Source organism: Paenibacillus sp. FSL R5-0517, from assembly GCF_037974355.1.
Taxonomy (GTDB): domain Bacteria; phylum Bacillota; class Bacilli; order Paenibacillales; family Paenibacillaceae; genus Paenibacillus.
Genome location: NZ_CP150235.1, coordinates 4,786,476 through 4,800,711, shown reverse-complemented (window position 1 = coordinate 4,800,711; position 14,236 = coordinate 4,786,476). Strand labels below are relative to the sequence as shown.

15 protein-coding genes and 1 other annotated feature are annotated in these 14,236 nt (G+C 47.1%); of the genes, 14 read left to right on the top strand and 1 reads right to left on the bottom strand.

Annotated features, from left to right (window positions below; translation table 11 throughout):
* The first annotated feature begins 111 nt into the window (after positions 1-111).
* From spoIIGA to MKX40_RS21315, 12 genes are all read left to right on the top strand, one after another.
* Positions 112-1,092, top strand: a complete 981-nt coding sequence (spoIIGA, locus tag MKX40_RS21370; RefSeq protein WP_339235910.1) for a sigma-E processing peptidase SpoIIGA — start codon at positions 112-114, stop codon at positions 1,090-1,092.
* 11 nt (positions 1,093-1,103) lie between these two features.
* On the top strand, positions 1,104-1,826 hold the full coding sequence (gene sigE / locus MKX40_RS21365) for an RNA polymerase sporulation sigma factor SigE (protein WP_017687308.1): 723 nt from the start codon (positions 1,104-1,106) through the stop codon (positions 1,824-1,826).
* A gap of 111 nt (positions 1,827-1,937) precedes the next feature.
* Complete coding sequence (gene sigG, locus MKX40_RS21360) at positions 1,938-2,720, top strand: RNA polymerase sporulation sigma factor SigG (protein ID WP_017687309.1); 783 nt, start codon at positions 1,938-1,940, stop codon at positions 2,718-2,720.
* A gap of 174 nt (positions 2,721-2,894) precedes the next feature.
* The gene (locus tag MKX40_RS21355; protein WP_339235908.1) at positions 2,895-3,287 is read left to right on the top strand and encodes a YlmC/YmxH family sporulation protein; all 393 of its coding nucleotides are present in this window, start codon (positions 2,895-2,897) and stop codon (positions 3,285-3,287) included.
* A 51-nt stretch (positions 3,288-3,338) separates the two neighbouring features.
* A complete protein-coding gene (gene pgeF / locus MKX40_RS21350; protein ID WP_339235906.1) occupies positions 3,339-4,238 on the top strand; it encodes a peptidoglycan editing factor PgeF in 900 nt (299 codons plus the stop codon).
* 6 nt (positions 4,239-4,244) lie between these two features.
* Positions 4,245-4,946, top strand: a complete 702-nt coding sequence (locus MKX40_RS21345) for a YggS family pyridoxal phosphate-dependent enzyme (RefSeq protein WP_339235904.1) — start codon at positions 4,245-4,247, stop codon at positions 4,944-4,946.
* On the top strand, positions 4,937-5,404 hold the full coding sequence (locus tag MKX40_RS21340) for a cell division protein SepF (protein WP_253439303.1): 468 nt from the start codon (positions 4,937-4,939) through the stop codon (positions 5,402-5,404). Before MKX40_RS21345 ends, MKX40_RS21340 begins: the two co-directional genes overlap by 10 nt.
* A 16-nt stretch (positions 5,405-5,420) precedes the next feature.
* Entirely contained in the window at positions 5,421-5,681 is a 261-nt protein-coding gene (locus MKX40_RS21335; RefSeq protein WP_090810047.1) for a YggT family protein, read from the top strand.
* Positions 5,682-5,919: 238 nt separating this feature from the next.
* Positions 5,920-6,702 carry a YlmH/Sll1252 family protein gene (locus MKX40_RS21330; protein ID WP_339235901.1) on the top strand — a complete coding sequence of 261 codons (783 nt, stop codon included), beginning with the start codon at positions 5,920-5,922 and terminating at the stop codon, positions 6,700-6,702.
* A gap of 147 nt (positions 6,703-6,849) precedes the next feature.
* A complete protein-coding gene (locus MKX40_RS21325) occupies positions 6,850-7,359 on the top strand; it encodes a DivIVA domain-containing protein (protein WP_339235898.1) in 510 nt (169 codons plus the stop codon).
* Positions 7,360-7,416: 57 nt separating this feature from the next.
* Positions 7,417-7,709 (top strand) — a binding site (T-box leader).
* Between the two features lie 430 nt (positions 7,710-8,139).
* Positions 8,140-11,238, top strand: coding sequence for an isoleucine--tRNA ligase (gene ileS / locus MKX40_RS21320; protein ID WP_339235896.1), 3,099 nt, complete (start codon positions 8,140-8,142; stop codon positions 11,236-11,238).
* A 165-nt stretch (positions 11,239-11,403) separates the two neighbouring features.
* On the top strand, positions 11,404-11,763 hold the full coding sequence (locus tag MKX40_RS21315; RefSeq protein WP_339235894.1) for a DUF5665 domain-containing protein: 360 nt from the start codon (positions 11,404-11,406) through the stop codon (positions 11,761-11,763).
* A 31-nt stretch (positions 11,764-11,794) separates the two neighbouring features.
* On the opposite strand, the gene MKX40_RS21310 is transcribed toward MKX40_RS21315, so the two are convergent.
* Positions 11,795-12,532: a TraR/DksA C4-type zinc finger protein gene (locus MKX40_RS21310; RefSeq protein ID WP_339235891.1), complete on the bottom strand. Its 738-nt coding sequence runs from the start codon at positions 12,530-12,532 to the stop codon at positions 11,795-11,797.
* Positions 12,533-12,753: 221 nt separating this feature from the next.
* On the opposite strand from MKX40_RS21310, the gene lspA reads away from it, so the two are divergent.
* Together lspA and MKX40_RS21300 are read left to right on the top strand one after the other, a co-directional pair.
* Positions 12,754-13,248 (top strand): signal peptidase II, encoded by a 495-nt coding sequence (lspA, locus tag MKX40_RS21305; protein ID WP_091028497.1) that lies wholly within the window; start codon positions 12,754-12,756, stop codon positions 13,246-13,248.
* The gene (locus MKX40_RS21300) at positions 13,232-14,203 is read left to right on the top strand and encodes an RluA family pseudouridine synthase (RefSeq protein WP_339243143.1); all 972 of its coding nucleotides are present in this window, start codon (positions 13,232-13,234) and stop codon (positions 14,201-14,203) included. Before lspA ends, MKX40_RS21300 begins: the two co-directional genes overlap by 17 nt.
* Positions 14,204-14,236: the final 33 nt, after the last annotated feature.

The window sequence follows — 14,236 nt, the reverse complement described above, 5'->3', positions numbered from 1 at the left end:
GATTAGACAGACTTTGAACAGGGGTCTCCGTATACTTGTGAATATGCTCATGAATATCAGGATATCGGGATACCGGTATTTCGATATGTTGCGCGCAGGCAGGTGAAGAGTTTGGTTGTGTATGTGGATCTTATTTTTTTGACAAACCTGTGTATTGACGGTGCACTCATCGGCATGACCGCCTGGATGCGAAAAACGAAGCTGGTTTGGTGGCGATGGTTACTGTCAGCCATTGTGGGCGCGTTATACGTGGTTATGATGTTTGTACCGGAGTTTGATTTTATGTTCACTTTTTTGATCAAGTTCGGGTTCTCGCTGGTCATGCTTACGATTGCTTTTGGTTTTAAGGGTCTGCAGGCTTTTACGAGGACGCTGGGTACCTTCTATGTGATTAATTTTGTCGCTGCCGGAGGTATTCTGGGTGTGCATTACATGCTTCAGAGCTCCGGTGAGCTGTTTAACGGCATTTGGTTCACGGCTTCTGGCGGGATGTCATTTGATCTGAAGATTGCCTTCTGGTTCACGTTTATCGTATTCTTTGCTGTCCTGTTTGTATTCAAAGCTGTGCAGAGCTCAAAACGGAAAACAGATCGCATGACGACCTATTTGGGTAAAGTTGAGGTCTGCATCGATGAGGTAGTCATTTCTTGTACAGGCCTTCTGGATACGGGCAATCAACTTACAGATCCCTTATCGCGTATGCCAGTCATGGTGATGGAGGTTTCGTTGTGGCAAGACATGTTACCGGCTTCGTGGAAGGGTAGACTCAAGGACGAGGCGCCGGACAACCTTATTATGGAGCTTGATCAGGAAAGTTTTCAGTGGCAGGATCGACTGCGGCTAGTGCCCTATCGAGGCATTAACAAAGGCACTGCGTTTATGCTGGCAATGAAGCCGGACCGGGTGAAGGTGACGATGGGGGAAACATGTTATGAGACGACAAGGGTACTCATTGGGCTGGATGGAGGTGTTTTGTCGTCGGATGGGAAATATCAGGCCGTGATTCATCCTGAACTTGTGCAAGACGCTGCTTCTGCGCAGTCTACGGCTCTCTCTGCGGGAGCAACAGAAAAGCCGCTGAATGTGGTATAGGAGGAACGTACATGCTTGTGAAATGGAAACTGGTGGCGCAGCTGCAATATTACCGTCTGTTATTTTTGTTGGGACTCAAAAGTGAAGAGATCTATTATATCGGGGGAAGTGAGGCACTTCCGCCGCCTTTGACAAGGGAAGAAGAAGAATTTTTACTGCAAAAATTATCTTCGGGAGACTCGGCCATTCGCGCGATGCTCATTGAGCGCAATCTGCGTCTGGTGGTATACATCGCACGCAAGTTTGAGAACACAGGAATCAATATTGAAGATCTGGTCTCCATTGGAGCCATCGGACTGATTAAGGCAGTTAATACATTCGACCCGGAAAAGAAAATCAAACTGGCAACCTATGCTTCACGGTGTATCGAAAATGAAATTTTGATGTACCTGAGACGTAATAGTAAGATCCGAACTGAAGTTTCTTTTGATGAACCCCTTAACATTGATTGGGATGGAAATGAACTATTATTATCGGATGTACTGGGTACAGAAAACGATACAATCTATCGGAATATTGAAGAGCAGGTAGACCGAAAACTTTTGCACAAGGCACTGGAAAAATTAACGGAGCGTGAGCGAATGATTATGGAGCTTCGTTTTGGCTTGACGGATGGGGAAGAAAAGACACAAAAGGACGTAGCAGATCTACTTGGAATCTCCCAATCCTACATCTCTCGTCTCGAAAAAAGAATCATTAAAAGACTTCGCAAGGAGTTCAATAAAATGGTCTGAAAACCATCAATGCTCAGAATGGGTATTACTGGCAAGGGTGCCAAGTACGAATAAAAAAGCCTGCCCCGGAGATAATGTACATTAATGTTTCTCCTTGGGAGGTAAATCACGATGACCCGAAACAAAGTCGAGATTTGTGGCGTGGACACCGCAAAATTGCCTGTCCTCACCAACACTGAAATGAGGGAATTGTTTCATTCCCTTCAGCAACACCATGATCGCTCAGCAAGAGAGAAATTAGTGAATGGCAACTTGCGTCTGGTACTCAGTGTCATTCAGCGTTTTAACAATCGGGGGGAGTTTGTCGATGATCTGTTCCAGGTTGGTTGCATCGGCCTGATGAAAGCCATTGATAATTTTGATTTATCCCAGAATGTCAAATTTTCAACCTACGCGGTGCCGATGATTATCGGTGAAATCCGTCGATACCTGCGTGATAATAACCCAATTCGGGTATCTCGCTCCTTGAGGGATATTGCTTACAAAGCACTTCAGGTCCGTGACAGCCTGACGAATAAAAATTCCCGGGAACCGACGATATTCGAAATTGCGGAAGTACTGAATGTGCCGAAGGAAGATGTTGTTTTTGCATTGGACGCCATTCAGGACCCGGTTTCGCTCTTTGAACCGATTTATCATGATGGTGGAGATCCGATCTATGTTATGGATCAGATCAGTGATGACCGAAACAAGGATGTGTCGTGGATCGAGGAAATTGCGCTCCGCGAAGCGATGCATCGTCTCGGCCAACGGGAAAAAATGATTTTGTCCATGCGGTTTTTCGAAGGGAAGACCCAGATGGAAGTAGCTGATGAAATTGGCATTTCCCAGGCACAGGTATCACGTCTGGAGAAATCAGCGATACAACAGATGCAAAAACATGTGAAGTCGTAACACAAGGTAAGGGCAGGAGGACGATCAATCGGGGCTATGTATACCGTTGGTCGTCTTTTTGTGTTAAGCCGTCTCCACATTCGATGAAAAACAGGACATTTTTCGCCCCTGAAACATATATTGTATAGAAGCGTTTGGAACGGAAAGAAGAGGAACAACAGGGGGCGGGAATGAATGAAAGTAAATACGAGCGAAGTGGCGGCACGAGGCATGAAAATCTCGGATTTTCAGACTAAGGATGTCATTAACATTACGGATGGTAAGCGCCTAGGTCAGATCAGTGACTTGGAGTTGGATCTGAAGCAGGGACGAATTGAAGCGATTGTTGTGCCGGGGTACAGCCGGTTTATGGGACTTTTTGGCGGGGGAACGGATCTGGTGATTCCCTGGAGAAATATCGTAAAGATTGGTTCGGATGTGATTCTTGTGAAGATGGATGAGGTGAAGGAAACCACGTATGACGAGCGTGATCGGGAAGCGCGCCTGTATGACGAACAGCAGCATCTCCGCACGGAGCGTGTGGAACGCATTGAACGATCAGACCGTAATCAGCGTCGAACGATATAAAGGAGACAGAATGTGGCTCATTTGGTACACTGGAAGTGGTGAGGTGAGAGAATGGAACCCTTTGTATTGAATAAGGAATTACTTGAACGGACAGAGAACCCTAATTCAGATTTCGGTTCTGACCCGTTATTATTATATGTTGAGCCCTGGAGACAGCGGTTTGAACAGTTATCGGTCGGATTTACGACAAGACATGGGGGAGTCGGAAGTGTACCCTATGCTACGCTTAACTGCGCTTATCATGTGGGGGATGATCCTGAAGTTGTGCTTAACAACCGCAGGCTTGTAACCGGGAAGCTTGGCTATGAAGCGGAGGCCTGGACCTGTGGAGAACAGGTGCATGGCAAACATGTGGCTGTAATTAAAGCTGAAGATCGGAGCAGAGGATTGCTTGATCGTCAGTCGGCGTTGCAGGATACGGATGGATTGGTTACAAATGTGCCGGGTGTGCTGTTGACTTCTTTCTATGCAGACTGTGTCCCGCTTTATTTCTATGACCCTGTGCAACAGGCCGTTGGTCTTGCTCATGCCGGTTGGAAAGGAACAGTCGCAGGTATCGCTGTATCCATGGTGGAGACGATGGAACGGGAGTACGGAAGTCGCAGACAGGACATTCGAGCTGCAATCGGTCCGTCCATTGGGGATTGCTGTTATGAAGTGGATGAGGCGGTTATGCAGCATGTACGGGTTTGGTTTGATGATTCCCCGGTTAATGATGAATACAAGGATTCTGCTTCTAAAAAAGCATATCGATCCGTAGATAACGGTAAAACGATGTTAAACTTGAAAGAATGTAATCGACACATTATGATGAAAGCAGGAATATTGCCGGATCATATCGAATGTACAACATGGTGTACAAGTTGTCATCCCGAATTATTTTTCTCCTATCGGAAGGAAAATGGTGTTACAGGGCGGATGGCGAGCTGGATTGGGCTGGAAGAGAGGTGACCCTCTGTGTCATTGGAGGAGCGTATACAACAGGTAAATCAGAAGATCGAGGATGCATGTCGGCGCAGTAACCGTCATCGTGATGATGTGAATGTGATTGCAGTCACGAAATATGTCTCACTGGAAACAACGGGATCGGTGCTGAATCATGGTCTTGAGCATATTGGAGAAAATCGATGGCAGGATGCACAGGCCAAATGGGAAGCTTTTGGTCAACAGGGTACCTGGCATTTTATCGGTCATTTGCAGACGAACAAGGTGAAAGACGTGATCGGGAAGTTTCGTTACATACATTCACTCGATCGTTTGTCGTTGGCGAAGGAGTTGGATAAAAAAGCAGCTTCACTTGGCATGCAAGTGGAAACGTTTTTGCAGGTGAATATTTCGGGTGAAGAGAGCAAGTATGGCTTACAGCCTGAACAGGCAAGTTCTTTTTTGCGTGATATTCGTTCGTTCAACAATCTCAAGGTCGTTGGCCTGATGACGATGGCACCTCATGAGGAAGATCCGGAGCTGACGCGTCCTGTATTTCGTGGATTGCGTGAGCTGAGAGATCAATTGAATGGACAGGCCCTTACAGCAGAGCCATTAACTGAGCTGTCGATGGGGATGTCCAATGATTTTGAAGTGGCCATTGAAGAAGGGGCAACCTGGGTACGGCTGGGATCGATTCTCGTAGGAAAAGAGGAGGGTTCACGATGGGCGTAATGAATAAATTTATGAATTTCCTCGGACTTCAGGAAGAGGAAGAGATTGTGGAACGTGAACGGATGGCTTCGCAGGAGGAAAATGAGGCTGAACAGCAGGAAGCTGAAACCTCCAGTCTCGATAAACGTAGAAACCAAAGGGGGAATAATGTGGTGAGCATTCATTCCCAGAAAAATGTTAAAGTTGTCCTGTATGAACCGCGTTCTTATGACGAGGCTCAGGAGATTGCCGACCATCTGCGTTCGCATCGTACCGTTGTGGTAAACCTGCAGCGGATACGTCAGGACCAAGCGCTGCGTGTTATAGATTTTTTGAGTGGCACGGTATACGCATTGGGTGGCGGTATTTCCAAAATCGGCGGAAACATTTTTCTCTGCACGCCAGATACGGTTGAAATTCAGGGATCAATTACGGAAATACTGGCTGACAGCGAGCAAGATTATAACAGAATGAGGTGAGCCACTTTTGTATCAGATTGAAAGCGTGCTGTACACGTTATACCAGATTTACTTTTACATGGTCATCGTCTACATATTGATGTCTTGGCTTCCCAATGCGCGGGAAAGCTTCATTGGTGAATGGCTAGGCAAGTTTGTGGAGCCATATCTAAGACCATTTCGTCGATTTATCCCACCTTTGTTCGGTGTACTGGATATTTCCCCGATTGTGGCGCTGATCGTTCTGCAACTTGCGCTTAATGGATTGATCTCCATACTTCGGTATTTTGTATATTAGAGGTTGTTCAAAGAGTCCGCTTTTGATTACGAAGGATGCCTAGTGGCATCGTCAGCATCGAATATGGAATTCAGCCGAAATAAGTGGGAGGCTTACGAACAATGTTTCCTTCGGAAACATTGTGGTTGCTCACGTAGTTTTCTCTACGCTCCGCTACTCCATTTCTAGCTTTATCCCATCTTCTCGGTACTGAAAACCGGTCTTTTTGAACACGGACTATTAGGGTAGGGTGACATAGATGAGCGGTGAAATTTACGAACATTTTAGCCATGATGAGCGAGATTTCGTAGTTAAGGCTTCAGATTGGGTTGAGGGTGCAGGCAAGTATCATGAGATGAAGCTAACTGACTTTCTTGACCCAAGACAGGTGTTTATCTTACAAACTCTTGTCAATCGTCGTAATGACGTGCAGATTCGTCTGGATGGTGGTTACGAGGCTGCTGAGCGAAAGCGTGCGCTGGTTGCACCTGATTACATGTATCTGGATGATGAGGATATGGGTATGCAGGTGCTCAGCATCACGTCTGATGATCAGAAAATCTCAGAGCTGGAGCACGGGGACTATATGGGTTCCCTGCTCGGACTTGGGATGAAACGTGGAAAGATCGGGGATATCCAAGTGCTGGAGGACGGTTGCCATACAGTGGTGGCGGCGGAAACCGGCGCTTTTTTATCGCTTCAACTGAATCAGGTGCATCGGTTACATGTGTTCACAGAGTTACTTCCTTTGGAACAGATGCGGTGGTCAGAGAACAAACTGGAGACGATGGACATTACAGTCGCTTCGCTTCGTTTGGATGGAATCTGTGCAGATGTATACCGGCTTAGTCGCAGTAAAGTGTTGGTGCCAATCAAAGCTGGACGCTGTCGTGTAAACTGGAAGGTTGAGGAAGATCCGTCCAAATCGCTAAAAGCGGGTGATGTCGTATCCATTCAGGGATTTGGCCGCTTCAAGGTCATTGAACAGGATGGGATGACCAAAAAAGGACGATGCCGAGTGAAAATCGGCAAATTTGCCTGAGTCTGTTGCAGGAAAATCCGCTTTCTTGTCGAAATGTTTATCATAAAGGTGTAGAAAATACGCGGTGTATCCGATATACATTAAGTCAAAGATTTATGCTGCAAACCTTCTCTGGACGGGAAGGAACTTTTACAGGAGGTGGACAGCATGCCATTAACGCCGCTGGACATACACAACAAGGAATTTTCCCGACGTTTGCGCGGGTATGACGAGGATGAAGTCAATGAATTCCTGGACCAAGTCATCAAAGATTACGAAGGCGTCATTCGCGAGAACAAAGAGCTGAGCAATCAGTTGCTGTCCGTTCAGGAAAAGCTGGATCATTTTGCAACGATTGAAGAAACGCTCAGCAAAACAATCATTATTGCGCAGGAAGCTGCTGATGATGTGAAGAATAATGCGAAGAAAGAAGCGCAGTTGATCGTGAAGGAAGCAGAGAAAAATGCAGACCGGATCGTGAACGAAGCGTTGGGTAAATCACGAAAGATTGCTTTGGAAGTAGAGGAACTGAAAAAGCAGGCATCGATCTATCGTGCCCGTTTCCGCACGCTTGTTGAAGCGCAGCTTGAACTGTTGACTCAGGATGGTTGGGAAGTGCTGGAGAGCCGGGAGCAGGAAGTGCGTGACCGTGAGCGGGAGATGAAAGAAATTTATTAGTCTGGCGCCTGGTTGACTTTTGTCTGCAAAGAGGCTATAACTATATTCATAATGAATAGTGATTCCATGACGGGTTCAGTACGTTATGATCTCATCCCTCAGAGAGTTGGTGGTTGGTGCAAACCAATGGATGAGTTATAGCCGAATATCTCCCCGGAGAAGTGACGCTGAAGCGGTGATCGTGATTGCCGTGTGTAAGCCGAACCGTAAGCCGTACGTTATAACGGCACCCTGCGGTAGTTTAGCGGGGCATAAGCGCTGTTGATGACAGAGCATACCCAGGCTTGCCTGGATGTGGTTTGTGATGAACAGAATTAGGGTGGTAACGCGAGTATAGCCTCGTCCCTTTCCAGGGATGGGGCTTTTTTGTGTCCAAAAAAGGCGAACGTCCATGAGGCCCGCAGGGCCCCCAGGTAGAGAGCCACCCGCCGGGAGAGCAAAGCACCCGGCACACAGGGTTCGCTAAGGCGAACGTCCATGAGGCCCGAAGGTGCCTCAAGGAGAGAGCCGCCCGCCGGGAGAGCGAAGCGCCCGGCAACACCCGCCTCGCGGTAAGGCCATGCGGCGTTCACGCAGGGAACAAGCCGCAAAATGGCCGTCACCACGCACATAAACCCTCGCCCACAAGCGGCGCAACTGTCCCCCAATCGACAAGCCATCCCGGGTGTCCAGAGGGCGGAGCGCCTATGGGGTCCCCCTTGGCAAGGGGGATTTAGGGGGATTGAAACGCTTTTTGTGGACGGTCCACAATCTTAACCAAAGAAAGGGAAGATGATCACCATGCAACGAGTTGACGTCAAAGAGAAGGCACGTGCCAGAGAATTACGCGTGTTGGATAAATGGAAAACGGAGAATACATTTAGAAGATCCATCGAAAACCGCGAGGGCAAGCCAAACTTTGTATTTTATGAAGGGCCGCCTACAGCGAACGGAAAACCGCATATCGGTCACGTACTGGGACGCGTAATCAAGGATTTCGTTGGTCGTTATAACACGATGAAGGGTTACCGTGTTGTTCGTAAAGCGGGTTGGGATACACACGGCCTGCCCGTAGAACTGGGTGTACAGAAGAAGCTTGGCATCTCCCACAAGTGGGAAATCGAAGATTACGGCGTGGAGAAATTCATTAACGAATGTAAAGCGAGTGTATTCGAGTACGAGCAACAATGGCGTGATCTGACAGAAGGTATCGGATATTGGACGGATATGGATAACCCATATATCACCCTTGATAACAACTACATTGAGAGTGTATGGAACATTCTCGCGACAATCCATGAGAAAGGCCTGCTGTATCGGGGCCATCGTGTGAGCCCGTACTGCCCATCTTGCCAGACGACACTGAGTTCCCATGAGGTTGCACAAGGGTACAAAGACGTCAAAGACCTGAGCGCTACAGCAAAATTCAAGCTGAATGACAGCGGAGAATTCGTGCTTGCTTGGACAACGACACCTTGGACACTGCCTTCACACGTCGCACTTGCCGTGAATCCGGATATGGACTACTCCCGTGTTCGTCAAGGTGATGAAGTGTACATCATGGCAACGAATTTGGTAGAGAAAGTAATGAAAGATACCAAGGGTGAGTACGAGATCATTGGTGCACTGAAAGGTGCCGATCTGGTTGGCAAAACGTATGATCCTCCGTTCAACTACGTTCAGGCTGAGAAAGCCAACATCATTCTGGGTGCCGGCTTTGTAACAGATGCAAGTGGTACGGGTATCGTACACATGGCTCCTGCCCATGGTGAAGATGACTACCGTGTGTGCCGTGAAAATGGTATCAGCTTTGTGAACATGGTGGACCTGGAAGGTAAATTTGTCGCTGAGGTTACTGATTTTGCCGGACGTTTCGTGAAGGATTGTGATATTGATATCGTGCGATATCTGTCTGAGAATGGACGTTTGTTCAGCAAAGAAAAATATGAGCACAGCTATCCATTCTGCTGGCGTTGTGATACACCGCTTCTGTACTATGCAATGGACAGTTGGTTTATCCAAACGACAGCCATCAAGGACCAATTGATTGCCAACAACAGTGAAGTGGATTGGTACCCAGGTCATGTTCGTGAAGGTCGCTTCGGGAAATTCCTTGAGGATCTGGTGGATTGGAACATCAGCCGTGATCGTTATTGGGGAACTCCGCTGAACATCTGGGTGTGCGAGGAGACTGGCGAACAATTTGCTCCACACAGCATTGCAGAATTACGTGCCCGTGCGGTAGGGGATGTGCCTGAGAATCTTGAATTGCATAAACCGTATGTGGATGACGTTAAAGTCATGAGCTCTTGTGGCAAATATGAGATGAAACGTACACCGGAAGTGATCGATGTCTGGTTCGACAGTGGCTCCATGCCGTTTGCCCAGCAGCACTATCCATTTGAAAATAAAGAAGTCTTCGAACAGCAGTATCCTGCTGATATGATCTGTGAAGGGATTGACCAGACACGTGGCTGGTTCTACAGCTTGCTGGCGGTTTCCACCCTTTTGACAGGCAAAGCGCCTTACAAAGCAGTTATGGCTACAGGACACGTTCTTGATGAGAACGGACAGAAGATGTCCAAATCCAAAGGTAACGTGATCGATCCTTGGGAAGTAATTGAAGAATACGGTACCGATGCATTCCGCTGGGCTTTGTTGTCTGATAGTGCACCGTGGAACAGTAAACGTTTCTCCAAAGGGATCGTAGGCGAAGCCAAATCCAAAATGGTGGATACGTTGGTTAACACCCATGCATTCCTGACGCTTTATGCTACCATTGATGGATTTGATCCACAGGAGCACCCGTTCCAACTGTCCGCACACAAGCTGGATCGCTGGATTCTGTCGAGGCTGAACAGTCTGATTCTGGTTGTAGAAAAAGCGTTGTTGGTTAACGACTACCTGAACTCCTCCAAAGCGATTGAAGCATTTGTCGATGAGCTGAGTAACTGGTATATCCGTCGTTCCCGTGACCGGTTCTGGGGAAGTGGCCTGACAGAGGATAAACTGGATGCTTACCGCACATTGACTGAGGTATTGGTGACTACTGCAAAACTGGTTGCTCCGTTTACACCGATGCTCGCAGAGGATATCTATCTGAACCTTGCAACAGGCGAGAGTGTGCACATGGAAGATTATCCGGTAGCCAATGAATCTCTAATTGATGCAGGACTGGAACAGGATATGGAGACGGCTCGCCGTGTGGTTGAACTTGCCCGCAACGTTCGTAACGAAACCGGCATCAAGACACGTCAGCCGCTGTCCGAATTGATTGTTTCTCTGGATAAAGGCTTTGACCTGGCAAGTTATGAAGAGATCATCAAGGAAGAGATCAATGTAAAAGGAATCCGTACGGAGCATAACGATGCGGAATTCGTTGACTTTACATTGAAGCTGAACCTGAAAGTTGCAGGTAAGAAATACGGTAAAAACGTAGGATTCCTGCAAAACTTCTTCAAGGGAATGTCAGCCGATGAGACACGTAAAGTGGTTTCGGAGGGTGTGCTGAACATCGTTTCTCCGGAAGGCGAAGAGCTGCAAGTGACGAGCGAAGAATTATTGGTTGATAAACAGGCCAAATCAGGTTTTGCTTCAGCATCAGGTTACGGACTGACGGTTGCGCTTAATACTGAAATCACAGCAGCACTGGAACAAGAAGGCTGGGTTCGTGAAGTGGTTCGTGCTGTGCAGGATACCCGGAAACGACTGGACTTGCCGATTGAGAAAAGAGTACGTTTGACACTGGATGTGGATACATCCCTACAGGAAGCTATTCAGGCGTTTGATGATGTGTTGCGTGAGAATGTTCTCGTAACCGAAGTGACATTTGGCTCGAATGAGTCCATGGAACGTGTTGAAGCCGGAGGCAAATCGATCGGTATTTACATCGAAGCATAATTCGAAGCATTTTCCATTCAACAGTGAGAGCATATAGAGCATAAACAAACGAGCCGCAGAGGCAGGGACATTTTCCCTGATTCTGGGCTCGTTTGTTTTTTAGGCAAAAAGGAAATGATTCTATAGTGCAGTCAATCTATATTGATCAAAGGAACTGACCAAAACATGAGCGAACATGACAAGCAAACAGCAACGGCGGCTACACCATCAACATCAGATCATCTGAATTCACATGACAAAATTGAAGAGCTGCATACCCTGACTAACCGTCTGGCGAATGAACTGGAACGTTCACGGATTGCGCAATACACAGAATTGCTGAACAGACCATGGAAATTAATCGGACTTAACTTGTTGTCTGGAGCCGCACGAGGTGTGGGGATCGCCATTGGTTTTACCTTTTTCGCAGCAACAATTATTTACGTTTTACAGCTACTCGGGGCGCTCAATCTTCCCATTGTTGGAGACTACATCGCTGATATTGTGCGTATTGTCCAGCGTCAGCTTGATATGAACACCTATTAAGCAATTAAGGTGAATGATATTGAGTTACATTTTAGTAAATGTCATCCGTCTCCATATCCGGTTCTAACAGACCCTCGCCCTCACGGTTCTCCAGATACTGGCGATATTGCCGATTGCGCACGATGGATACGTCATGACCATAGATGTCTGTTGCAACGAAGCTTTCGTACGCTTCAACGCAGCCCTCCACTTCATCGGTGGCTTCAATGGCCATAACATCATAGCTGTCGATATCGCGTCCTTCAGCCATGGCTGGCGAGTTCGATGTGCCCCAGCTTTCAACAATCTGCCAAGCGTCCTCACCATCGAAGCCGTTTTGGTCATCACGCTCGTCCAGACTGGTTCGACCGAATGCCGGGGCGAGGAACTCTTCCTCTACAGGGCGGTTTTCGGAGACAACGGTTTCCGGTTGATGTTTTTTGCAGTATTTCGTATAAGGAACAGCTTCCATGCGTTCATAAGGAATGGGTTGCTGGCAGACTGCACATGTACCATAATGTCCTTCTTCGATGGAGTGCAGTGCAGAATCGATTCGCTCCAATTGGAATTCATCATGTTCCAACAGGGAAATATCCTTTTCGCGCTCATACACTTCCGTGGCTAAGTCGCCAGGATGGTTATCAATCGGTGATAGTTCACCTGTCTGTAGTTTAAGGGAGTCTCCAAGGCCATAATGCTCGTTTTCCGACAGTCTATGTTCAATATCGCGCTTATCGGACATCAATTGGGAACGTAAAAAATGCAGTTGTTCGGCAGTAAAATGTGACATGATTTTCCCCTTTCTGATTTCATGCTGGAATCCGGATGTTGACTCTATTGTAGGATGTGCCATTATGGGCAAGATTACAGAAGGGAAATGTTATCGTTTTTGCCATGAGCATTGCGATGTAGCGCGTCGTGGACGATTTCCAAACAGCTGTGCTACAATAAACAAGTCTGGCGTAAGCCTGGTATCGTTTGGAAAAGACAAGAACGGAGTGACAAACAAACGTGGTGTATTATATCCTCGCTTTTATCGTATTTTTATTGGATCAGGGAACCAAGTATCTGATTGCAACCCGGATGGAACTCAGAGAAGAAATTCCGGTAATCGGCAATTTCTTTGTCATCACATCACATCGTAACTCAGGAGCAGCTTTTGGCATTCTGCAGGACCAGCGTTGGTTCTTTATCGTGGTTACGTTGATTGTGGTCGTTGCCTTGATTTGGTATTTGCAAAAAGTAAAAGATACCCCGCACAAATTGCTGCCTGTGGCGCTTAGTTTGGTGCTTGGTGGAGCAATTGGCAACTTCCTTGACCGGGCATTGACCGGAGAAGTTGTGGATTTTGTACAACTTAATTTTGGAAGTTATACGTTTCCCATTTTTAACATCGCAGACTCGGCAATCTGCATCGGTGTAGCGTTGATCATTGTGGAGACGTTACTTGAAGGACGGCGCGAAAAAGCTGCCGCGAAGATTGAAGGGAATGAACATCATGAGTAATCCGAATAAGGAACAGATTAACGACGAAGAACTAATGAATGGCAATGAACGTATGGAATGGACCGTTGCCGCTGAACATAAAAAAGAACGAATTGACAAATATATTACGGAAGCGGTAGATAACGTATCTCGCTCCCAAGTTCAATTGTGGATCGGAGACGGAATGGTTACGGTAAATGGTGCTGTGGTTAAAGCCAATGCCAAGTTATCCGAAGGGGATCTGGTCGAGTTACAGATTCCAGAACCAACTGCTGTGGAGATCGTTGCCGAAGATATTCCACTGGAAGTGGTATATGAAGATAGCGACTTGATCGTGATTAACAAACAGCGTGGTCTTGTGGTGCATCCAGCACCAGGACATACGTCCGGTACCCTCGTTAATGCACTCATGTATCACTGCAATGACCTCTCGGGTATTAATGGGGAGTTGCGCCCTGGTATTGTGCATCGTATCGATAAGGATACATCCGGCCTGATCATGGCTGCCAAGAACGATCGTGCTCATGCATCACTGGCTGCTCAGTTGAAAGACCATACGGTGAATAGACGTTATATTGCGCTCGTGCATGGTCATCTTAACCATGATCAAGGGACCATTGATGCACCAATTGGACGAGATACCAATGACCGCAAAATGTATACGGTCACGGATCGTAACAGTAAACATGCCGTTACGCATTTTACCGTTACAGAGCGCATTAAAGATTACACCTTACTTGAACTGAAACTGGAGACAGGACGTACTCACCAGATTCGGGTTCACATGAAATTTATTGGTCACCCGCTTGTAGGAGATCCAACGTACGGACGGAATAAAGGCATCAAAATGCAAGGACAGGCACTTCATGCGGCCGTTCTTGGATTTGTGCATCCAACAACGGGAGAATACCTTGAATTCTCAGCTCCACTTCCTCAGGATATGGAAGACGTTCTGGCCTCACTACGCAGTCGTTAACCGTTCCAAGAAAGTACAAATGTTCGGATACTT